The sequence below is a fragment of the Brevundimonas sp. genome (assembly GCF_051858995.1).
Classification (GTDB): domain Bacteria; phylum Pseudomonadota; class Alphaproteobacteria; order Caulobacterales; family Caulobacteraceae; genus Brevundimonas.
In genome coordinates, this window is sequence record NZ_JBHYGN010000009.1 from 91,026 (window position 1) to 111,822 (window position 20,797).

The window sequence follows — 20,797 nt, forward strand, 5'->3', positions numbered from 1 at the left end:
CCGCGATACGTCATTACTGGACGCACGGGGTTGGGCGGGGTGCGCGAATTTGCACTGATGTCGTGGTCGAACTCGCGCGCCGGACTAGCCCAAATCGTCGGGAACTCACCTGAGCCCTCCCCCTCGAGGGGAAGGGAGGCGCAGTTTCAAGCAGACACCACCCACCAAACCCCAACCGCCACCCCAACCAGATGCACCCCCACCGCCACGCCCAGCAGCGTCCGGAACGGCTCCTTGCGCGTCTTGTGGCGCAGCAGGTGCTGGGCGAACCATGCGCCGATCCCGCCGAACAGGGCCATGATCAGCAGGCTTCGCTCGCGTATCCGCCAGTCTCCGTTCCGCGCCTGCACCTTGTCGAACCAGAACAGGCCGAACGCAGCCAGCTCCAGCACCGCTAGCACGATCAGCAGCCGGTCGATCAGGCTCAGCTCGCTCATCCCACCAACTCGCTGATCAGCCCCGCCGCCACGCCCGCCCCATCCTCGGCTCCGACGACCCCGGCCGCCTCCGCCGCGCGCACCGCCGTCACCGGATCATCCAGCAACCCGGCCAGAACCCCGGCCACCGTCTCTGCTCGGTACCGCCCCCGCGCCAGCGTCGCCCCGCAGCCCATCCGGGCCACGCGGACGGCGTTGTCGTACTGGTCCCCCAGATGCGGCACGACCAGTTGGGGCCGGCCGCCGCGCAGGGCCTGATGCACCGTGCCGACGCCGCCCTGATGCACCACCATTTCCGCGCGCGGGAACAGCAGGGAGAAGGGGGTATAGGCGGCCACGTGGACGTCCGGATCGCCCGCCCCTAGGCTCAGGTCCCCGTCGGCCCCGACCAGCAGCACCGCCCGGCGCCCCAGCAACCGCGCGGCCTTCAGGCTCTCGACATAGAAGTCGCCCGGGATGTGCACCGCCGCGCTGCCGAGGGTGAAGACCAGCGGCGGCGGTCCTTCGCTCAGGAAGGCCTCCAACGCGGGCGACAGGGCGGGCGCAGCCCCGGTCTCGCTGTCATACGCCGCATAGCCGACGACGTGGAAATTCGGCGCGCTGTCCGGCTGGCGCGGGCTCAGCAGGGAGGAATAGAGACCCAGCGACAGGTCCGCCGACCGGCCCGCGTCGAAGATGATGTTCTCCGTCGTCGGCGGCAGGCCCAGCGAGGCGCGGATGCCGTTCATCGGCCCGGTCCAGCGCGCCGTGCTCATCCGCCCCAGCGCCCGGGTCAGGTCGTTCAGCCACAGCTGCGGACCCCCCGTCGCGGGCTTCAGCCACGGCGCGGCGGGCAGGAAGGGCGGGTCGTATCGGGAGAAGACCATGGTCGGCTGCAGCGACACGGCCACGCCGGGAATGCGGTGAACCTCGGCGGCCATCTGCGCTCCGATGGCGAGGGTCGACCCCACCACGGCGGCGGCCCCCTCGGTCGCCGCGATCAGCTCGCGGGCCGCCGCTCCGGCATAGGGCAACAGGATGTCGCCGAACAGGAAGCGGTCGGACCTGGCGATGGCCTCGGTCAGGGCGGCCACGCCCATGCCGGTGTCGTTAAGCAGGTCGACGAGGCTCGGCCCGACCTCATGGAAGCCCAGCCCCGCCGCTTTGATCTTGTCGCGATAGTCGACCGCCGTGGCGATGCCGACCTCATGCCCGCGCGCCTGAAGCGCCCGGCCCAGGGCGATGAAAGGGTGCAGGTCCCCGAGGGAGCCGCCGGTCGCCAGAACGATGCGACCGGCGTTCCTCATCAGCCGTAGTTCTGGATCGGACGAACGTCGAGCTCGCCCGCCTTGATCGCCCCGATGGCCTGGGCGGCGGCCAGGGCCCCCGCGGCGGTGGTGTAGTAGGGGATCTTGCCCATCAGGGCGGTGCGACGCAGGCTGAAGCTGTCCTGCAGCGACTGCTTGCCCGAGGTGGTGTTGAAGACCAGCTGGACCTCGCCGTTCTTCATCGCGTCGACGATGTGCGGACGGCCTTCCAGCACCTTCTTCACATGGCCCACTTCAAGGCCCTGTTCGACCAGATAGGAGTGGGTGCCTTCGGTGGCGATCAGGGTGAAGCCCTCGGCCAGCAGGGTCCTGGCGGCCTCGAGGATGAAGGGCTTGTCCTCATCCTTCACCGAGATGAAGGCGCAGCCGCTGGTCGGCAGGGTGGTGCCGCCGCCCAGTTGCGACTTGGCGAAGGCGCGGGCGAAGGCGGGGGCCATGTCGGCCTCGCCCTCACGCTTCCAGTCCAGACCCATGACCTCGCCGGTCGAGCGCATTTCCGGCCCCAGGATGATGTCCACCCCGGCGAAGCGGGCGAACGGGAAGACCGCCTCCTTCACCGCGATATGGTCATAGGGCTTGTCGGTCAGGCCGAAGGACTTCAGCGGCACGCCGGCCATGACCTTGGCGGCGATGGCGGCGATGGGCTGGCCGATGGTCTTGGCGACGAAGGGCGCCGTGCGCGAGGCGCGCGGGTTCACTTCCAGCACGAAGATGCGCGGGTTCTCGCTGTGCGGCTCTTCAATCGCGAACTGCACGTTCATCAGGCCGCGCACCTTCAGCGCCCGGGCCATGGCCTCGGTCTGGCGCTTCAGCTCGGCGACCGTCTCGGGACGCAGCGACCACGGCGGCATCGAACAGGCGCTGTCGCCCGAGTGGACGCCGGCTTCCTCGATATGCTCCAGCACGCCGGCCACGAAGACGGTCTCGTCATCGCACAGGGCGTCCACGTCCACCTCGGTGGCGCGGTTCAGATAGTGGTCGATCAGCACGGGATCGTCGCCCGAAACCAGCATGGCCTCGTGGACGTAGCGGTCCAGCTGCTCGCGGTCGTGGACGATCTGCATGCCGCGGCCGCCCAGCACATAGGAGGGGCGCAGGACGACCGGGTAGCCGACCTCTTCCGCCTTCTGCGCGGCTTCCTCGGCGCTGCGGGCCAGACCGTTCGGCGGCTGCTTCAGACCGATGTCGTTCAGCATCTGCTGGAAGCGCTCGCGGTCCTCGGCCAGGTCGATCGAGTCGACCGTGGTGCCCAGGATCGGCACGCCGTCCTCCTGCAGCGCATGGGCCAGCTTCAGCGGCGTCTGGCCTCCGAACTGCACGACCACGCCGATCAGCTCGCCCTTCGAGCGCTCGACGTCGATCAGCTCCAGCACGTCCTCGGCCGTCAGCGGCTCGAAATACAGGCGGTCCGAGGTGTCATAGTCGGTCGAAACCGTCTCGGGGTTGCAGTTGACCATGATGCTCTCGACGCCGATGTCGTCGAAGGCGAAGGCCGCGTGGCAGCAGCAGTAATCGAACTCGATACCCTGCCCGATGCGGTTCGGCCCGCCGCCCAGAATGATCGCCTTCTTGCGGTCCGAGGGATCGGCCTCGTTCTGCGGAACCTGACCGAGCGCGCCGGTCTCGTAGGTCGAGTACATATAGGCGGTGGCGCTGGCGAACTCGGCGGCGCAGGTGTCGATGCGCTTGAACACCGGGCGGACTTCAAGGGCGCGGCGGGCCTTGCGGACCTCGGCCTCGGTCTTGCCGGTCAGTTGGCCCAGACGGGCGTCCGAGAAGCCCTTGGCTTTCAGCTTGCGGAAGTCGCTGGCGGTGGTCGGCAGGCCCTGCACGACGACATGGCCCTCGGTGCGGACGATGTCGGCGATCTGGCGCAGGAACCACGGCTCGTAGGCGCAGGCGGCGTTGACCTCTTCCACGGTCAGGCCGTGGCGGAAGGCCTGGGCGATGACGCGGATGCGGTCCGGGGTCGGCACACCCAGGGCGCGGATGACGGCGGCGCGGGCCGAGGCGTCGTCCTCGGCGCCGGACACGCCTTCGATCTCGACCTCGTTGAAGCCGTTCAGGCCGGTCTCGAGGCCGCGCAGGGCCTTCTGCATCGATTCCTGGAAGGTCCGACCGATGGCCATGACCTCGCCGACCGACTTCATCGAGGTGCCCAGCAGGGGCTCGGAGCCCGGATATTTCTCGAAGGCGAAGCGCGGGATCTTGGTGACGACATAGTCGATGCTCGGCTCGAACGAGGCGGGCGTGACCTGGGTGATGTCGTTCTGCAGTTCGTCCAAGGTGTAGCCGACGGCCAGACGGGCGGCGACCTTGGCGATGGGGAAGCCGGTGGCCTTCGACGCCAGCGCCGACGAGCGCGACACGCGGGGGTTCATCTCGATGACGACCATGCGGCCGTCCTTCGGATTGATCGCCCACTGCACGTTCGACCCGCCGGTCTCGACGCCGATCTCGCGCAGGACGTTGATCGAGCCCGTGCGCATGCGCTGGTACTCTTTGTCCGTCAGCGTCAGGGCGGGGGCCACGGTGATCGAGTCACCCGTGTGCACGCCCATCGGGTCCACGTTCTCGATGGAGCAGATGATGATGCAGTTGTCCGCCGTGTCGCGGACGACCTCCATCTCGTACTCCTTCCAGCCCAGCACCGACTCTTCGATCAGCACTTCGGTGGTCGGCGACAGGTCGAGGCCGCGCAGGACGATCTCCTCGAACTCCTCGCGGTTGAAGGCGATGCCGCCGCCGGTGCCGGCCAGGGTGAAGGACGGACGAATCACGGCGGGCAGGCCGACGAACTCCAGACCCTCCAGCGCCTCTTCCATCGAGTGAGCGGCCTTGGAGCGGGGGCTTTCCAGACCCAGCTTGTCCATGGCGTCGCGGAATTTCTGACGGTCCTCGGCCTTGTCGATGACCTCGGCCTTGGCGCCGATCATCTCGACCCCGTGGCGCTTCAGGGCGCCCGACTCTTCCAGCGCCAGCGCCGTGTTCAGCGCCGTCTGACCGCCCATGGTCGGCAGCAGGGCGTCCGGCTTCTCCTTGGCGATGATCTTCTCGACGATCTCCGGTGTGATCGGCTCGATATAGGTGGCGTCGGCCACCTCCGGATCGGTCATGATCGTGGCCGGGTTTGAGTTGACCAGGATGACCCTATATCCCTCGGCCTTCAGCGCCTTGCACGCCTGAACGCCGGAGTAGTCGAACTCGCACGCCTGACCGATGACAATTGGGCCTGCCCCAATGATCAGGATGGACTTGATGTCTGTGCGCTTGGGCATGGCCTGAGGCTCTTCTTCTTGGGGGAGTTCAGTGGGTCACGACCGCGCACTCCCAGCCGTCGTAGTCGAGCTGGAAGGCCGCGGCCCAGGATTGCATCATGGCGGAAACGGGCGCGAACGCGGCCTCGTCGACCGGGATCGTCGTTTCCAGGACGGTCATGTCGTCCTGCCCCCGCGTCACGAAGCCCGCCCGCCGCGCGACCTCATTCAGGTCGTCATGGTCCCCGTCCCCATAGAAGTAGAACAGGGTGTGCCGGGGCGTGACGCCATTGTCCCCCTGCGCCGCCAGGGCCGCGCGCACAGCGGCGTCGCGTTCTTCATGGCTGACGTCGGAGGCGGACACGGGCGGGGGAGGCTCCTTGCGCGCGCGAACCCGGCACAGGCTTTCGCCGGCGCGGTTCGGTCGGGTTGTCGGTTAAGCGGCCCGTCTAAAGACGCGCGCTCGTCGGGACAAGGCGAAAAGCGCGGCTCCCGCGACACACTTCCCGCCAACCTTCCACGACCGCGAAAATGCGATGCAACAGTTTTGCGTCTTCCGTGTTCGCGTACTGCAAAGGTGAGGCAAAGTGTCGCCCAAATTTCCCCTACAAATGGCTGGATCAAGATAAAAATGAGGCAAAAAGTACGGGGGGATAAGGTCGGAGTTAATGACTTTTTGAAATCTTGAATGAGGAAAACTTGATGTCCCATCGTCGTCGTTTGCGACAGTCCACAGTGTTGGCCGGTGGTTTCGCCGCGGCCTTCCTGTTTGTTGGTCCTGTACTCGCGCAGGACGCTCAGACCACCGCTCCTCAGGATCCGGACGAAGAGGCCGCTACCCTGGGGGAAGTCGTGGTTACCGGTACGCGTATCCGTGTTCCTGACTACGAGGGATCCGCGCCGGTTTCGTCCGTGAGCGGTGAAGCGATCCGCAACGCTGGCGTCACCAATGTCACCGACTTCCTGACCGACCAGCCCGCGCTCGTCAGTTCGACGACGCTGCAGGACAACTCCAACGCCGGGGATCGCGGTTCGGTGGGTCTGAACCTGCTGAACCTGCGCAATCTGGGAAGTCAGCGGACGCTGGTGCTGGTCAACGGCCGCCGCCACGTGGCGAGCCAGCCGGGCAGCCAGTCGGTGGATATCAACACCATTCCGGTCGCCCTGATCCAGCGCGTGGACGTCCTCACGGGCGGCACCTCGGCCATCTACGGCGCGGACGGTGTCTCGGGCGTGGTCAACTTCGTGCTGCGCGATGACTACGACGGCTTCGATATGCGCGCCCAGACCGGCTGGTCAGACAGCGGCGGCGGCGACAACAACTTCATCAGCTTCGTGGCCGGCAAAAACATCCTGGACGGCCAGGCGAACTTCACGCTGGGCGGCGAGTTCTCGAAGACCGGGCGAGTCGGTCGCGAGGATCGGGAGTATTCGAGCCTGGCGGGGCGCGAGACGCTCACGGGCAATCCGAACTACGGCCTGCCGGGCGAGTATCAGCAGGGGTTCTTCCGGAACGCCCGCTATATCGACACCTCTCCGGGCGGTTCGGTCTACACGGACCTGAACTTCGGCTCGCTGTTCGGTGATCCGGGCTCGCTCTCCGGCGTCGACTTCAATGGCGACGGCACGCCGTTCCAGGACGGGATCTATTCCGAAGGCTTCGTCATGATCGGCGGAGACGGCACCCAACTGGCGGCCTTCGGCACGGATCTGGTGCCGGAACTCGAACGGGCCTCGCTGAACGCGACCTTCCGGGTCGATCTGACACCGAGGGCCACCTTCTTCGGGGAGTTCAAATATGTGAACACCCGGACCCAGTTCCAGTCGCAACCATCGTTCGACTACGCGTTGTTCGTGCCGATCGATAACCCGTACATCCCGCAGACCATCTACGACGCCGCGACCGGCCCTGGCGGCATCGCCAATGCTCTGGGCGGCGTCCTGGTGGCTCGCGATAATTTCGACCTTGGCTTCATCACGCGTGACGTCGAGCGGGACACCTATCGCGGCGTCGTCGGGCTGCGGGGCGATTTCACGGACAACCTCTCCTATGAAGTCTCGCTGAACTATGGCCGCACTGACGAGCGGAACACCGAGGGCAACAACCGGATCAACGAGCGCTTCTACGCCGCGATCGATGCGGTGGACCAAGGTGAGTTCCTGACCGGAACGCCGAACGGCAACGTGGTCTGCCGGTCCAACCTCGATCCGACGGCGATCCCGATCGGCAACTATCCCGGCTTCGGCAGTTCGCCGTTCGACGACACCACCTGGGGCTCCACCTTCACCCCGGGCGCCAACTCCGGCTGTCAGCCGCTGAACATTTTCGGCGAAGGTGTCGGGTCGCGGGCCGCCCTGGACTGGATCCTGGCGGACTCCACCTCCCTGAACTCGGTCGAACAGTTCGTGGTCAACGGCTTCATCAGCGGGAACACGGCTGACTTCTTCGAACTGCCGGGCGGTCCGATTTCGTTCGTGCTCGGCGCCGAGTACCGGAAGGAAGAAGCCCGCTCTATTCCGTCGATGCTGGAACAGCAGGCGGCCACTGTCGGCTACGATGTCTCGTGGCTGGGTGAGGCCGTGGCGCTGAAGGGGGCGTTCGAGGTCAAGGAGGTCTTCACCGAAGTCTACCTGCCCCTCCTGAAAGACCTGCCCTTCGTCCAGAACCTGACGGTGAACGGAGCCTATCGGTACTCCGATTACTCGACGGCCGGTGGCACGGACGCGTGGAACGTCGGCCTGCGTTGGGACATCAACGATTCGTTCGGTCTGCGCAGCTCGGTGGCCCAGGCGGTGCGTGCGCCGAATATCTCGGAGCTGTTCCTGCCGGTGTCGCAGACCTTCGCGACCATCAACGACCCGTGTGACGACGACAACTATCAGGCCGGCATCAACCCCGCGATCCGCGAGGCCAACTGTCGGGCGGTCCTGGGGCTGAGCCCCACCGCGCCCTACACCTTCAACAACACCACGTCTTCGTCGGTTGAAGGGCTGATCGGGGGGAACGCCAACCTCGAGACGGAAGAGGCCAAGACCTTCACGGCGGGCGCGGTGTTCCGTCCGTCCTTCCTGCCGGGCTTCTCGCTGGCGCTGGACTACTATGAGATCGAACTGGAGAACGCGATCCAGTTCTTCTCGGCCCAGGCGATCGTGAACAAGTGCTACGACCTGCCCCAGCCGAACCAGTTCTGCGGCCTGGTCACGCGCGATCCAACGACGGACTTCATCGACGGTTTCGAGCAGTTCGGCGTCAACGTGGCCTCGTACAAGACGGCGGGTTGGGACCTGACGGTCCGCTATCTGCTCGATCCGGCGAACTTCGGCGTGACGCAGGACATCGGCCGGTTTGGCTTCTCGCTGACGGCCAACAAGCTGGACCAGCTGACGTTCACCGAGGACCCGAACGATCCGCTCAGTGTCGATGAGACGGTCGGTCAGGCCTTCAGTCCCGAATGGCAGGCCAGCCTCGACCTGAGCTGGGAATGGAAGAACCTGTTCGTCAACTACGGCTACAACTGGTTCGACGAAACCCGGCGGTTCGAAGGTCGCCCGGACGACTACGTCGATCCGGCCTACAAGAACTACTCGGCAAGGTCGGTGCACGACATCCAGGTGCGCTACACCGTGGATGAGCGGGTCCAGGTCTATGGCGGGGTCAACAACATTGGTGACCAGCAGCCGGATCGGGGGCTGAACGACTATCCAGTCAGTCCGCTGGGGCGCTACTTCTACCTGGGTATGAACCTGAGCCTGTAGTCGACAGGCGAAGGCGGAAAGGGCGGTGTTCGAAAGAGCGCCGCCCTTTTTCTATGCCCGCGCCGCGATCCACTCCGGCAGGGCGTCGATGCTGTCCAGCGCGCCATAGCGAGCATGGCCCTCGGGCGCTTCGGCTAATTCGTGGGCCCAGGTGATGACGTAGGGGATGTGCACAGCGAAGGCGCCGGCCTCCAGCGCGGGCAGGATGTCGGACTTCATCGAGTTGCCGGCCATAACGGCCTCGTCGGCGCCCGTGCCATGCCGGGCGAAGATCTGGGCGTAGGTGGAAGCGGTCTTCTCGGACACGATCTCGACGGCGGCGAACAGGTCGCCCAGGCCCGAGGCGGCCACCTTGCGCTCCTGATCCATCAGGTCGCCCTTGGTGATCAGCACCAGCCGGTATTTCTCCGACAGGGCGGCCAGGGCCTCATCGACGCCGGGCAGGGTCTCGACCGGGTGCGCCAGCATCTCGCGGCCCGCCGCGAGGATCTCGCGGACCACCCGCGGCGGAGCCTCGCCGCCGGTCAGTTCCATGGCGGTTTCGATCATCGACAGGGTAAATCCCTTAACCCCGTATCCGTACAGACGCAGGTTCCGGCGCTCGGTTTCAGCCAGCCGATCCTCGATGAAATCGCGGTCGCCGTGGTCGGCCAGAAGGGCGACGAACCGGTCGTGCGTCAGCCGGAAGATCGTCTCGTTGTGCCAGAGCGTATCGTCGGCATCGAGGCCGACCGTGGTGATGTTCATGCCGCGCTCCCTGAACCGGATTCGGGCCCGCGTCGAGCGTCCGGTCGCCGTTAATGATCAATGCGAAACTGACCATGTTTGTCAGTGATATCTTCTTGAACGGGGCGCACCGTCGAGATTGGGAAGAAGTCTGGGGGGCTGGCTTGAAGGAGCCGGTCATGATGGGAAACCCGACGGGGCGGATCGGTCCGCCCGACGATGCGGCATGGCGTGATGAGGACGCCCGGTCGCCGAACAAGGCGGAACGCAGCGCCTACGATCCGCCGGAAGAGCAACCGGAAGCGATCCTGCCGTTGGAGCGCCGTGCCTATGCGACGCCCTATGAGAGCCTGACCTTCACCATGGTGACGCGGGCGCGGCGGGAGCTGACGGTCACTCTGGCCGCCCAGCCGGTGTTCGATCTCGCGCGGTCGACGCCGGTCAGCCGACGGATCCGTCGCACGATCCGGCATCAGGGCGGGGAACGGGCGCTGATGGGGCTGGGCCGACGAACGCTGGAGCCGGCCGACCTGCGCAGGATCGATCTTCAGACCCTGCATCAAGGCCTCGACATGTTGAGGCTGGGGCTGAACGAGAGCGGCGTCCTGCCCGCCTTCTGGCGGACGGTGGCGACCAGCCGGGGACGCTTCTCGCTGCTGTGCACCGAGATGCAGCATGATCGACCGGGCACACTGCTGGTCGAGGTCATGGGCGGGCTGGAACAGGCGCCGCCCGAGGCGGTCCAGGCGGCGATCAGCCATTTCGAGACCACCCAGCAGGCGGCGATCCTGCATGTGTCGCCGGATGTCGGCGCCGTCCGACGACTGGCGGGCGTCCAGGCGCGCTGCCTGTCCATCGATTTCGCGGGGGTGAGCCACGAGCATCCGAAGGACTGGGCGCATGCGGCGACCCTGATCGGGGTCGGTCGTCAAGTCTGCGGACAGGTGATGCTGCTGAACCTGAGGCCCGACCGGGGGCTGGCGGCGCATGAAGCGGGGGCCACCCACGCCGTCTTCGCCGGAATGGATACGATCACCGTCTGAGGGCGCCGGTTGACGAAAACACTCATGCGGGGGCACCTGCGCGCATGAGCCACGCCGAACACCCCGTCCCCCTGCCTGAAGATCCGCTTTCGGACCGGCACAAGCTGGGCTGGGGCCTGGCCGCTCTGGTCGTCGCGGGGAACATGATCGGGTCTGGCCTGTACATGCTTCCCGTCAGTCTGGCGGCGACAGGCAGTTCCAGCCTGATCGGCTGGCTGGTCGCGGCGGTGGGCGCCTGCACACTGGCGCTGGTCTTCGGCGCGCTGGGCCGGGTCGCGCCACGGGCCGACGGCCTGTCCGGTTTCGCCGAGAAGGGACTGGGCCGGTTCGCGGGCTTCCAGGTGTCGCTGGCCTTCTGGATGGCCTGCCTGGTCGGCAATGTCGCCATGGCCGTGGCGGCGACCGGCTATCTCGGCTTCTTCTGGCCGGTGCTGAAAGACCCGGTCGCGGCGACCCTGTGCAATCTCAGCCTGATCTGGATCGCGACGCTGGCCTACATCACCGGCGCCCGCACGGCCTCGTGGCTGGCGGCGGCGGCGCTGGTGATCGGCCTGATCCCCATCGTGATCGCGGTGGCGGCGGGCGTGGCGGCGTTCAGCCCTGAGGTCTTCGCCGCGTCGTGGAGCCCGTCGGGCGAGCCGCTGCTGAAGACCGTCCCGGCCTCGCTGGCCATCATCTTCTGGGCCTATCTGGGCGTGGAGAGCGCCGCGGCCCTGTCGCATCGGGTCCGTCACCCGGCGGTGGACGTGCGCCGCGCTTCGGTGGCCGGCGCCCTGCTGGCGACGCTGGTCTATGTGGCCGCGACGGTGGCGGTGTTCGGGGTGATCCCGCTGACCCATCTGGCCGAATCGACCAGCCCCTACGCCGATCTCGCCGGGCGGGTGTTTGGCGGCTCCATCGCCGGCATTGTCGCGGTCTGCGCCATCGTGAAGACGCTGGGCACGATCGGCGGCTGGACGATGATGGGGGGCGAAACGGCCCGCGCCGCGGCCCAGCAGGGCTATCTGCCCTCGGGATTCGGCTCGGCTACGAAGACGCCGGTCATGACGCCCCTGCTGGGCGCCGCCTTCATGAGCGTCATCGCCGTCCTGTCGGGACAGCCGACGCTGGGTGGGCAGTTCAACATCCTTGTAGGCGTGACCTCGGTTCTGACGCTCAGCATCTACGCTGTTTGCTCCCTGTCGCTGTTCCGTATGGCGAAGACGCCGGGCGCGCGGATCGTCGCGGTGCTGGGCCTGCTCTTCGCCGTCGCCGCGGTGGCCGCCGCGGCCCCCGGATACATCCTGCCGACAGGCGCCTTCGTGGTCCTGATGACCGTCGCCTGGTTCGTATTCCTCAGAAAGTCAGGATCGCGCGTTGACCCTGAGGGCCGGGGGGCCTAACCACGCCGCCGTTTGTTCGCCGGATAACGGCTTCACGGAGCGCGCCATGACCCAGACCCTTCTTCCCGGCGTCACTGGCGTTCTGGCGCTGGCGGACGGCACGATCTTCCAGGGCGTCGGCTGCGGCGCGACCGGCACGGCGCTGGGCGAGGTGGTCTTCAACACCGCCATGACCGGCTATCAGGAAATCCTGACCGACCCGTCCTACATGAGCCAGATCCTGGCCTTCACCTTCCCGCACGTCGGCAATGTCGGGGTGAACGTCGAGGACATCGAGCAGATCGGCGGCGGTTCGGACACCTCGGCCAAGGGCGCGATCTTCCGCGACGTGCCGACCGATCCGGCCAACTACCGCGCCGAAAGCGACTTCGACGGCTGGATGAAGCGTCGCGGCGTCGTCGGTCTGGCGGGCATCGACACCCGCGCCCTGACCGCCCGCATCCGCGACACCGGCGCGCCGCACGCAGTCATCGCCCACGATCCGAACGGCAATTTCGACCTCGACGCCCTGGTCGCCGAGGCCAAGGCCTGGACCGGTTTGGTCGGTCTCGATCTGGCCAAGCCCGCCTCGACCCTGCAGGCGTTCGAGTGGGATGAAGGCCTGTGGGAATGGCCGGAAGGCCACCCTCGCGTCGACGCCGCCGACAAGACCGTAGTGGTCATCGACTATGGCGTAAAGCGTAACATCCTGCGCGCCCTGGCCTCGACCGGCGCGAAGATCACCGTGGTCCCGGCGACCACGACGGCGGAAGAGGTCCTGGCCCGCAATCCGGACGGCGTCGTCCTGTCGAACGGCCCGGGCGATCCCGCCGCGACCGGCGAATACGCGGTGCCGGAGATCCAGAAGCTGGTCGAGAGCGGCAAGCCGGTCTTCGGCATCTGCCTGGGCCACCAGATGCTGGCGCTGGCGCTGGGCGCCAAGACCGTGAAAATGGATCAAGGCCACCACGGCGCGAACCACCCGGTGAAGGACCTGACGACCGGCAAGGTCGAGATCGTGTCCATGAACCACGGCTTCACCGTCGACCGCGACAGCCTGCCGGACGCGGTGGAAGAGACCCACGTCAGCCTGTTCGACGGCACCAACTGCGGCATCGCCCTGAAGGGCAAGCCGGTGTTCAGCGTCCAGCACCACCCGGAAGCCTCGCCCGGACCGACGGACAGCCTCTATCTGTTCCAGCGTTTCGCGGACTCGATGAAGGGCTGACGCCGTTGGGCGTCAGGGCAGGGGGCTGAACCCAGCTCGCAGCGCGCAGGCCTTCTGCACCGCCACCGGGGCGGCGTGCAGCCAGTAGTCGGCATCATCCGGCCGGTTGCTGCGCCGCCGTTCCAGTCCGCGCATCCGCCTGAGCGCGGCGTTCTCGAGCAGGCGCGCATGCAGGGCGCGGGGCGAGACGGGGGGAATGGCGGGGGAACCGGGGACGGCGACGGCGTCGGGGCCTTGGGGCTCCACCGCCGGACGGGCGATGGCGATGAACATGGAAACACTCAGACTCAATCAGGGCTGAAGCGCTCTTCCGGCGCCGGCCGCTCGGACCGCCGACTTCCGCGGCGGATGCGAAAACAATCCACAGTGTTGTGGATCGTTCCGTATATGGATCGAGAAATGCGTGTAGATTCAGGCAGTTGTGGTCGCGTTTCCGCCGTCTTGGTTAATCAGGAGTTAACGCTCAGGTGGCGTGCGAGCCCTCGAACTGACCGGATTGGTAGCGCCGGACGTTCCGGCGACGTATGCAGGGCCCGTGCGCTTTGACGATCGCTTCATCGAGGAACTGAAGGCCCGCCTTCGCCCGTCCGACATCATCGGGCGGTCGGTGAAGCTCAAGCGTCAGGGACGTGAGTACGTCGGCCTGTCGCCCTTCTCGAAGGAAAAGTCGCCGTCCTTTTTCGTCAATGATGACAAAGGCTTTTTCCACGACTTCAGCTCGGGCAAGCACGGCGACGTCATCAGCTTCCTGCAGGAGACCGAGCGGCTGACCTTCGTCGAGGCCGTGCAGCGGCTGGCGGCGGAGGCCGGGATGCAGCTTCCTGCCGAGGACCCGCAGGCCGCCGAGCGCGAGCAGAAGCGGCAGGGCCTGAACGACTGGATGGATCTGGCCCAGAAATGGTTCGCCGCCAATCTGCGCCGCTCGCCGGGCAAGGCGGCGCGCGAATATCTGGAGCGACGCGGCCTGCCGGAGGATCAGTGGGAGCGCTTCGGCCTCGGCTACGCCCCCAATGACCGCGAGGGCCTGAAGCAGGCGCTGGTCCAGCGCGGCGCCCGGCCGGGCGATCTGGTTGAGGCCGGCCTGCTGATCTCGCCCGAGAGCGGCGGCCAGCCCTATGACCGGTTCCGCGACCGGCTGATGTTCCCCATCCTCGACGCGCGCGGGCGGATCGTCAGCTTCGGCGGTCGGGCCATGAATCCGGATGACCGGGCCAAATATCTGAACGGCCCCGAAAGCCCGCTCTTCCACAAGGGCGCGACCCTGTACGGCCTGCCCGAAGCCCGCCGCATCCTCGGCGCCGAGAGCAAGGGTGAGCAGGGCATCGTCGTGGTCGAGGGCTATATGGACGTGATCGCCTGCCAGCGGGCGGGCATCCCGGCTGTTGCGCCCATGGGCACCGCCCTGACCGAGGAGCAGATGGAGCGGCTGTGGCGTGTGTCGTCCGAGCCGGTGCTGTGCTTCGACGGCGACAACGCCGGTCGTCGGGCGGCGTACCGCGCGATTGATCGGGCCTTGCCGCAGCTGAAACCGGGCCGCTCGTTCCGCTTCTGCCTGCTGGACGGCGGGCAGGACCCGGACGACATCCTGCGCGACCGGGGCGCGCCCGCCCTGCGTCAGGCGCTCGCGGTGACCAAGCCCTTCGCCGAGGTGCTGTTCCAGAAGGAGGCCGAGGCGGAGCCGCTGGACTCGCCGGAACGTCGCGCGGGGCTGAAGGGACGGCTGCGCCAGCAGGCCTCGGCCATCCAGGACAAGGATCTGGCCGAGCAATACCGGCGCGAGATGTATGAGCGGTTCGACGCCGCCTTCCCCCAGCGCCGCCCGCCGCAGGGTCAGCCGGGCGGGCAGGGCGGACCCGGTCGTGGGCGTTTCGGCGGTCCGCCGCCCAAGCTGGGTCAGACCGTCGAGGGCGCCCAGGCCATGCAGTCGCTGAGCCGCGCCATCGAGCCGGTGGCGGCGGCCCTGGCCCACGGCGCCATCGATGATCCGGAGCGGATGGACGATCATCTGGAGGCCATCGCCAGCCACGGCTTCGGCGATCCGTCGCTGAATGGGCTGGCGCAGGAGATGGTCCGGTTACGCTTCTCTGGCCAAGACCTTGACTCAGCGGCTCTGCGTCGCCATCTGGCGCAATCGGGTCATGACGTCTTGATGCGTGAGGTCGAGAAGGCGGCGGCAAAGTCCGGCGCGCCTTTCCTGGCTGCAGACAAGCCCCTCGGCGAGACGAGGATCCGATGGTCGCAGGCGTTCGATGCGTTAACCCGCGTCGCCGCCTTGGAAGACGCCCTGTCTTCGGCGCGCAACGTGCCGGGGCAGGACGAGGCGTTCCGCCGGCTGAAGGCCGAGCGGGATGCGCTGCGTCGCGCGATCAAGACCGGAGAAATTTGGGAAGACAGCGCGAGTTCGTAAACCAACGACCTCGCCACACGTTGTATTGGCGGCGGGCCTGATCAGCCCTCCACCCGGAGAAGAGACTGAATGAGCGCCCAGACCGAGACGCAGGAAGCCGAAGTTCAGAGCGACGGCCCGCTGCTCGACCTTACCGACGCCGGCGTCAAGAAGTTCATCAAGCAGGCGAAAGCCCGCGGCTATGTGACGATGGAGGAGCTGAACAAGGTCCTGCCGTCCGAAGAGGTGACCCCCGACCAGATCGAGGACACCCTGGCCATGCTCAGCGAGATGGGCGTGAACGTCGTCGAGGCCGAGGAAGACGCCGAGCAGAAGGAAGGCGAGGGCGGCGAAGTCGCCGAACGCGCCGAGACGTCTGTCGCCGAGGCTCCGGCCAAGGCCGCCTATGACCGCACCGACGACCCGGTGCGCATGTACCTGCGCGAAATGGGCTCGGTGGAGCTGCTGTCGCGCGAGGGCGAAATCGCCATCGCCAAGCGGATCGAAGCCGGTCGCGACGCGATGATCTCGGGTCTGTGCGAAAGCGCCCTGACCTTTGAGGCCATCATGGTGTGGCGCGACGAGCTGGCGAACAACCGCATCCTGCTGCGCGAGGTCATCGATCTGGACGCCACCTATGGCGTGCTGAACCCCTCGTCCCTGCCGCACAACCAGCCTCCGGCCGGTGAAGCGGCCGAGGAGGACGAGGAAGAAAAGGCCGCTGCGGAAGAGAAGCCGGAATCGGATGAGGATGACGACGACTTCGATGACGGCGGCGGCATGTCGATCTCGGCGCTGGAAGCCGAGCTGCGCGACGGCGTCATGGAAGTGCTGGACGCCATTGCGGCCGACTTCGGCGGCTTCCGCAAGCTGCAGGACAAGCTGGTTGAAGCCCGTCTGAAGGGCGAGGTGCTGAGCGCCAAGGACCAGAAGGCCTATGACACCCTGACGGCGACCATCTCGGGCCGCCTGAAGACGATGAAGCTGAACAACAACCGCATCGAGGCGCTGGTTGAGCAGCTGTATGCGATCAACAAGCGCCTGATGGGTCTGGAAGGCCGTCTGCTGCGCCTGGCCGACAGCTACGGTATCTCGCGCCCTGAGTTCCTGAAGGCCTACTTCACCAAGGAACTGGACCCGAACTGGTCCGAGAGCATCAAGGAAATGGGCGTCCGCTGGACCAAGTTCAGCGACAACGAAGCCTCGCAGATCGCCTCGATCCGCGCCGACGTCGCCGCCGTGGCGACCGAAGCCGGCCTGCCGATCGACGACTATCGCCGCATCGTCCAGACCGTGCAGAAGGGCGAGCGCGAAGCCCGTCAGGCCAAGAAGGAAATGGTCGAGGCCAACCTGCGCCTCGTGATCTCCATCGCCAAGAAATACACCAACCGCGGCCTGCAGTTCCTGGACCTGATCCAGGAGGGCAACATCGGCCTGATGAAGGCGGTCGACAAGTTCGAGTACCGCCGCGGTTACAAGTTCTCGACCTACGCCACCTGGTGGATCCGTCAGGCGATCACCCGCTCGATCGCCGACCAGGCGCGGACCATCCGCATCCCGGTGCACATGATCGAGACGATCAACAAGATCGTCCGCACGTCGCGCCAGATGCTGCACGAGATCGGTCGCGAGCCGACCCCGGAAGAGCTGGCCGAGAAGCTGGCCATGCCGCTGGAGAAGGTGCGCAAGGTCCTGAAGATCGCCAAGGAGCCGATCAGCCTCGAAACGCCCATCGGCGACGAGGAAGACAGCCACCTGGGCGACTTCATCGAGGACAAGAACGCCGTCCTGCCGATCGACGCCGCCATCCAGTCGAACCTGCGCGAGACCACCACCCGCGTGCTGGCGTCGCTGACGCCGCGCGAGGAGCGGGTCCTGCGCATGCGTTTCGGCATCGGCATGAACACCGACCACACCCTGGAAGAGGTCGGCCAGCAGTTCTCGGTGACGCGCGAGCGGATCCGTCAGATCGAGGCCAAGGCCCTGCGCAAGCTGAAGCACCCGTCGCGGTCGCGGAAGCTGCGCAGCTTCCTGGACAGCTGAGAATAACGAAGGGGCGGTTCGCAAGAGCCGCTCTTTTTCGTCGCCACGCGTTGTTCGGGCCATGAGCCGCAAGCACGTCAACCTGGGCCGGGCGTCCGCGAAGTCTGACCTGCCGACCAAGACCTGCGTCGCCTGCGGACTGGCTTTCAGTTGGCGGAAGAAGTGGGCGCGGGACTGGGAGCAGGTGAAGTTCTGCTCTGACCGATGTCGGGAGGGTGGAAAGACGGAGCAGTAACGACTCCCGCTCTCGTGATCCCTCGCCCGCGCAAATCACCCTAGCGTCGCGGGCATGCGCTCCCTTTCGCTCGCCCTGACCGCCGTCCTGCTGCTGGCGAGTTGCAGTCCAATGCTGCCCGAGCGAAGGCCGACCAGCACCTATCCGGCGCCGTATTCGCGCACCGAGGCCCCGCTGGTCGGGGCCCTGATCGACCAGCCGGTGGGCGGCGGCACCCGCGCGGCGGTGATCCGCGAGAGCGCCGAACTGACCCAGTGCATGGCCCAACTGACGGCGGCGCGGGTCATCTTCCGCCCGACCCCGGACCGGGGCGATCCGCAGGGCTGCGGCGTCAGCGGAGGCGGGGTGCTGGGGCCGGATATGGGGACGGTGGCGCGAATGGCGCCCGGCGATGTCGAGATGACCTGTCAAACGGCCCTGGCCCTGAGCATCTGGCGGCGGCAATCGCTGGAGCCGGCGGCCCGGGAACTCCTCGGCTCGGAGGTGGTCCAGATCGATCATTTCGGCGCCTATGCCTGCCGGAACATCAACAACGGCGGGGTCAGAACCCGGATCAGCGCCCATGCGCAGGCGGCGGCGGTGGACATAGCCGGGGTGCGCCTGCGCGACGGGCGGCGGATCAATCTGAAGGACGGCTGGTTCGGCGGCGACCCGGCCGAGCAGGCCTTCCTGCGCCGCATCCGCGACGACGCCTGCCGCATTTTCGGCACGACCCTGAGCCCGGACTACAACGCGGTCCACGCCGACCACCTGCACCTTGAAGCGACCGAGACGCGGTTCTGTCGGTAGCCCGTCCGTGGGTTTCGGCTCGGCGAAGCGCCTCATAGGGTGGCGGGGGGGGGCGTCAGCCACCCGCCGTCAGTCATGGGTATGGTTTGGACGTCCCCTGCCGACGGGCGAAGTCGACGAAAGCCTTGAAGGCGGCGGTCGGGTTTCGTCGGTTGGGGTAGTAAAGGCTCAAGGGGGGCAGGGTCGGTGTCCAGTCCTCCAGCACCTGCACAAGGCGGCCCGCCTGGATGTCTTCCCGGACGTCCGACTCCATGGCGAGCGTCAGCCCGACCGAAGCGAGCGCGGCTGTGCGAGCGAGGCTGGCTTCGTCCAGGGTGACAGGGCCGTCGACGTCGATATGGACGGCTTGCCCGTCCTTCTCGAACGGCCAGCGATAGATCGCGCCATTCGGCAATCGGACCCGCAAACAGGAATGCCCCAGCAGGTCCTGAGGGACGGAGGGAGTCCCGCGCGTTTTCAGATAGTCCGGCGAACCCACGACGACATTGCGCCGGGCGAGCCCCAGTGGCAGCCCGATCATGTCGGCCGGCACACGGTCGGAGCCGCGAACGCCAAAGTCGAACCCGCCCGCGACGATGTCCACCAGACGCCCCTCGGTCACGACGTCGATATGGACCTGCGGGTGCCCGCTCTGAAACGGAAGGATGAGCGTCGAGAAAATCTCCCGCGCGGCTGTCGGGAAGGCGTTGATGCGCAACGTCCCCGAGGGTGTCGCCTGCCGCGACCGCACGCCGTCCATGGCGTCGTGGATGTCGCGCAAGGCGGGCGCCACCTGGGCGACGAACTGCTCGCCCGCCTCCGTGAGGGAGACGCTCCTTGTCGTCCGGTTGAACAGCCGGACGCCGAGCGTGCGTTCCAGCTTGCCGACCGCATTGCTGAGCGCGGTGGTCGACATGTCGAGTTCAAGCGCGGCTGTCCTGTACTTGCCGTGGCGGGCGACCATGAGGACGGCATCGAGTTCTGACAGGCTGTTCTTCATGATCGTCCCGATTTCCGCGATGCGTCATGCTGATTTGTCCCGATTATCGCGTTCCCTGTCCAGCGCTAGCTTGTCCCTATCAGGGGGGCGGTCAGCCCGACCGTCCCCGCAGATTGCAGGACAGAACGATGTCTCTCCAACTACCGTCACCCGTCGCCGACTACGTCGCGGCCAATGCCCGGCTCGACCTCGACGGCATGATCAACCCCATCGCCGCCGACGCCGTGCTGCTGGATAACGGCAAACGCTTCGCGGGCCATGCCGAGATCCGCGGCCTGCTCAAGGAGATGGTCGTCGGCCTCAAGGCGGTCTTCACCCCCGACACGATCCGCGAAGAGGAGGGTCGGGTCGTGGTCGAAGGCCCCGCCCACGGCGACTTCCCCGGCAGCCCGATCCGCTTCACCTATCGCTTCGATCTTGAAGACGACGCCATCAAGGTCGTGGAGATCACGGCATGAGCGTCCACGCGAAATCCAGGGAGTTCGAGGACAGGCGCGTCCTCATCAGCGGCGGAACCAAGGGTTTGGGCCGCGCCACGGTCGACCGCTTTCTGGCCGGAGGCGCGCGGGTCATCACGTCCGCTCGCGGGGCTCTCGAACCTGTCGACGGCGTCGAGTTCGTTCAGGCTGACCTGACAACGGTCGAAGGCGGCGAGGCTTTGGCCAGGGCCGCGCTCGATCGCCTGGGCGGCGTGGATATCCTGATCCATGTCCTTGGAGGCTCGGCCACGCCCGGCGGCGGTTTCAGCGCCCTGACGGACGACCACTGGTTCTCCGAGCTGAGCCTTAACCTTCTGGCGGCCGTCCGTCTGGACCGGCTGCTGATCCCGCAGATGATCGAGCGGGGAGCCGGGGCCGTCGTGCACGTCACGTCCATCCAGTCGGTCCTGCCTCTCCCGGATGCGACGACCGCCTATGCTTCGGCCAAGGCGGCGCTGCGGACCTACAGCAAATCCATCTCCAAGGAGCTCGGCCCGAAGGGCGTGCGGGTCAACACCGTGTCGCCTGGCTGGATCATGACCGAGGGGACCGACGTTTTCCTCAAGCGGATTCAGGAGGCCACCGGCGGCACGATCGAGGACGCCCGACAACTGGTCCTGAACGGCCTTGGCGGCATCTCGATCGGTCGCGGAGCCGAACCCTTCGAAGTCGCGGAAGCCATCGCCTTCATGGCCTCGGACCGGGCGTCTTCAATCCACGGATCGGAGCTCGTGGTCGACGGCGGCACCGTCCCGACCGTCTGAATGAGCG

General features: G+C 66.8%; 17 protein-coding genes. 10 read left to right on the forward strand and 7 right to left on the reverse strand.

Annotation, left to right across the window (positions count from 1 at the left end; translation table 11 throughout):
• Nucleotides 1-146: 146 nt before the first annotated feature.
• From ACTIEF_RS10040 to ACTIEF_RS10055, 4 genes are read right to left on the reverse strand one after another with little or no spacing between them, the layout of a single operon-like run.
• On the reverse strand, nucleotides 147-437 hold the full coding sequence (locus ACTIEF_RS10040) for a DUF1294 domain-containing protein (RefSeq protein WP_439471996.1): 291 nt from the start codon (nucleotides 435-437) through the stop codon (nucleotides 147-149).
• Entirely contained in the window at nucleotides 434-1,723 is a 1,290-nt protein-coding gene (locus ACTIEF_RS10045; RefSeq protein WP_439471997.1) for a glycosyltransferase, read from the reverse strand. Before ACTIEF_RS10045 ends, ACTIEF_RS10040 begins: the two co-directional genes overlap by 4 nt.
• Entirely contained in the window at nucleotides 1,723-5,022 is a 3,300-nt protein-coding gene (gene carB / locus ACTIEF_RS10050; protein ID WP_439471998.1) for a carbamoyl-phosphate synthase large subunit, read from the reverse strand. Before carB ends, ACTIEF_RS10045 begins: the two co-directional genes overlap by 1 nt.
• A 28-nt stretch (nucleotides 5,023-5,050) precedes the next feature.
• Nucleotides 5,051-5,365: a hypothetical protein gene (locus ACTIEF_RS10055; protein ID WP_439471999.1), complete on the reverse strand. Its 315-nt coding sequence runs from the start codon at nucleotides 5,363-5,365 to the stop codon at nucleotides 5,051-5,053.
• A gap of 338 nt (nucleotides 5,366-5,703) precedes the next feature.
• Between ACTIEF_RS10055 and ACTIEF_RS10060 the strand changes: the two genes are divergently transcribed.
• On the forward strand, nucleotides 5,704-8,757 hold the full coding sequence (locus ACTIEF_RS10060) for a TonB-dependent receptor plug domain-containing protein (RefSeq protein ID WP_439472000.1): 3,054 nt from the start codon (nucleotides 5,704-5,706) through the stop codon (nucleotides 8,755-8,757).
• 51 nt (nucleotides 8,758-8,808) lie between these two features.
• Here the strand turns inward: ACTIEF_RS10060 and ACTIEF_RS10065 are convergent, their stop codons facing one another.
• Nucleotides 8,809-9,504 carry an HAD family hydrolase gene (locus ACTIEF_RS10065; protein ID WP_439472001.1) on the reverse strand — a complete coding sequence of 232 codons (696 nt, stop codon included), beginning with the start codon at nucleotides 9,502-9,504 and terminating at the stop codon, nucleotides 8,809-8,811.
• A 158-nt stretch (nucleotides 9,505-9,662) separates the two neighbouring features.
• On the opposite strand from ACTIEF_RS10065, the gene ACTIEF_RS10070 reads away from it, so the two are divergent.
• The 3 genes from ACTIEF_RS10070 to carA are packed head-to-tail and all read left to right on the forward strand — an operon-like array spanning nucleotide 9,663 to nucleotide 13,115.
• Nucleotides 9,663-10,526 carry a hypothetical protein gene (locus ACTIEF_RS10070; RefSeq protein ID WP_439472002.1) on the forward strand — a complete coding sequence of 288 codons (864 nt, stop codon included), beginning with the start codon at nucleotides 9,663-9,665 and terminating at the stop codon, nucleotides 10,524-10,526.
• A 44-nt stretch (nucleotides 10,527-10,570) separates the two neighbouring features.
• Nucleotides 10,571-11,908, forward strand: a complete 1,338-nt coding sequence (locus tag ACTIEF_RS10075; protein ID WP_439472003.1) for an amino acid permease — start codon at nucleotides 10,571-10,573, stop codon at nucleotides 11,906-11,908.
• Nucleotides 11,909-11,954: 46 nt separating this feature from the next.
• Entirely contained in the window at nucleotides 11,955-13,115 is a 1,161-nt protein-coding gene (gene carA / locus ACTIEF_RS10080) for a glutamine-hydrolyzing carbamoyl-phosphate synthase small subunit (RefSeq protein ID WP_439472004.1), read from the forward strand.
• Between the two features lie 12 nt (nucleotides 13,116-13,127).
• Here carA and ACTIEF_RS10085 read toward each other — a convergent pair whose 3' ends face one another.
• Nucleotides 13,128-13,406 (reverse strand): hypothetical protein, encoded by a 279-nt coding sequence (locus ACTIEF_RS10085; RefSeq protein WP_439472005.1) that lies wholly within the window; start codon nucleotides 13,404-13,406, stop codon nucleotides 13,128-13,130.
• A 244-nt stretch (nucleotides 13,407-13,650) separates the two neighbouring features.
• Between ACTIEF_RS10085 and dnaG the strand changes: the two genes are divergently transcribed.
• The 4 genes from dnaG to ACTIEF_RS10105 all read left to right on the forward strand — a co-directional run bounded on the left by dnaG (nucleotide 13,651) and on the right by ACTIEF_RS10105 (nucleotide 18,568).
• A complete protein-coding gene (gene dnaG / locus ACTIEF_RS10090) occupies nucleotides 13,651-15,522 on the forward strand; it encodes a DNA primase (RefSeq protein WP_439472006.1) in 1,872 nt (623 codons plus the stop codon).
• 69 nt (nucleotides 15,523-15,591) lie between these two features.
• Entirely contained in the window at nucleotides 15,592-17,544 is a 1,953-nt protein-coding gene (gene rpoD / locus ACTIEF_RS10095; protein ID WP_439472007.1) for an RNA polymerase sigma factor RpoD, read from the forward strand.
• Nucleotides 17,545-17,605: 61 nt separating this feature from the next.
• The gene (locus ACTIEF_RS10100) at nucleotides 17,606-17,779 is read left to right on the forward strand and encodes a DUF2256 domain-containing protein (RefSeq protein ID WP_439472008.1); all 174 of its coding nucleotides are present in this window, start codon (nucleotides 17,606-17,608) and stop codon (nucleotides 17,777-17,779) included.
• Between the two features lie 54 nt (nucleotides 17,780-17,833).
• Nucleotides 17,834-18,568: an extensin-like domain-containing protein gene (locus ACTIEF_RS10105; RefSeq protein ID WP_439472009.1), complete on the forward strand. Its 735-nt coding sequence runs from the start codon at nucleotides 17,834-17,836 to the stop codon at nucleotides 18,566-18,568.
• A gap of 73 nt (nucleotides 18,569-18,641) precedes the next feature.
• Here the strand turns inward: ACTIEF_RS10105 and ACTIEF_RS10110 are convergent, their stop codons facing one another.
• Entirely contained in the window at nucleotides 18,642-19,547 is a 906-nt protein-coding gene (locus tag ACTIEF_RS10110; RefSeq protein ID WP_439472010.1) for a LysR substrate-binding domain-containing protein, read from the reverse strand.
• Between the two features lie 128 nt (nucleotides 19,548-19,675).
• On the opposite strand from ACTIEF_RS10110, the gene ACTIEF_RS10115 reads away from it, so the two are divergent.
• Nucleotides 19,676-20,005, forward strand: coding sequence for a nuclear transport factor 2 family protein (locus ACTIEF_RS10115; RefSeq protein WP_439472011.1), 330 nt, complete (start codon nucleotides 19,676-19,678; stop codon nucleotides 20,003-20,005).
• Nucleotides 20,002-20,790: an SDR family oxidoreductase gene (locus ACTIEF_RS10120; protein ID WP_439472012.1), complete on the forward strand. Its 789-nt coding sequence runs from the start codon at nucleotides 20,002-20,004 to the stop codon at nucleotides 20,788-20,790. Before ACTIEF_RS10115 ends, ACTIEF_RS10120 begins: the two co-directional genes overlap by 4 nt.
• The last annotated feature ends 7 nt before the right edge of the window (nucleotides 20,791-20,797 follow it).

Excerpts from the sequence above, each read along its gene's own strand:
- ACTIEF_RS10040 (WP_439471996.1), bottom strand. The coding sequence starts at position 437 with ATGAGCGAGCTGAGCCTGATCGACCGGCTGCTGATCGTGCTAGCGGTG.
- ACTIEF_RS10045 (WP_439471997.1), bottom strand. The coding sequence starts at position 1,723 with ATGAGGAACGCCGGTCGCATCGTTCTGGCGACCGGCGGCTCCCTCGGG.
- carB (WP_439471998.1), bottom strand. The coding sequence starts at position 5,022 with ATGCCCAAGCGCACAGACATCAAGTCCATCCTGATCATTGGGGCAGGC.
- ACTIEF_RS10060 (WP_439472000.1), top strand. The coding sequence starts at position 5,704 with ATGTCCCATCGTCGTCGTTTGCGACAGTCCACAGTGTTGGCCGGTGGT.
- ACTIEF_RS10065 (WP_439472001.1), bottom strand. The coding sequence starts at position 9,504 with ATGAACATCACCACGGTCGGCCTCGATGCCGACGATACGCTCTGGCAC.
- ACTIEF_RS10070 (WP_439472002.1), top strand. The coding sequence starts at position 9,663 with ATGATGGGAAACCCGACGGGGCGGATCGGTCCGCCCGACGATGCGGCA.
- ACTIEF_RS10075 (WP_439472003.1), top strand. The coding sequence starts at position 10,571 with ATGAGCCACGCCGAACACCCCGTCCCCCTGCCTGAAGATCCGCTTTCG.
- carA (WP_439472004.1), top strand. The coding sequence starts at position 11,955 with ATGACCCAGACCCTTCTTCCCGGCGTCACTGGCGTTCTGGCGCTGGCG.
- rpoD (WP_439472007.1), top strand. The coding sequence starts at position 15,592 with ATGAGCGCCCAGACCGAGACGCAGGAAGCCGAAGTTCAGAGCGACGGC.
- ACTIEF_RS10100 (WP_439472008.1), top strand. The coding sequence starts at position 17,606 with ATGAGCCGCAAGCACGTCAACCTGGGCCGGGCGTCCGCGAAGTCTGAC.
- ACTIEF_RS10105 (WP_439472009.1), top strand. The coding sequence starts at position 17,834 with ATGCGCTCCCTTTCGCTCGCCCTGACCGCCGTCCTGCTGCTGGCGAGT.
- ACTIEF_RS10110 (WP_439472010.1), bottom strand. The coding sequence starts at position 19,547 with ATGAAGAACAGCCTGTCAGAACTCGATGCCGTCCTCATGGTCGCCCGC.
- ACTIEF_RS10115 (WP_439472011.1), top strand. The coding sequence starts at position 19,676 with ATGTCTCTCCAACTACCGTCACCCGTCGCCGACTACGTCGCGGCCAAT.
- ACTIEF_RS10120 (WP_439472012.1), top strand. The coding sequence starts at position 20,002 with ATGAGCGTCCACGCGAAATCCAGGGAGTTCGAGGACAGGCGCGTCCTC.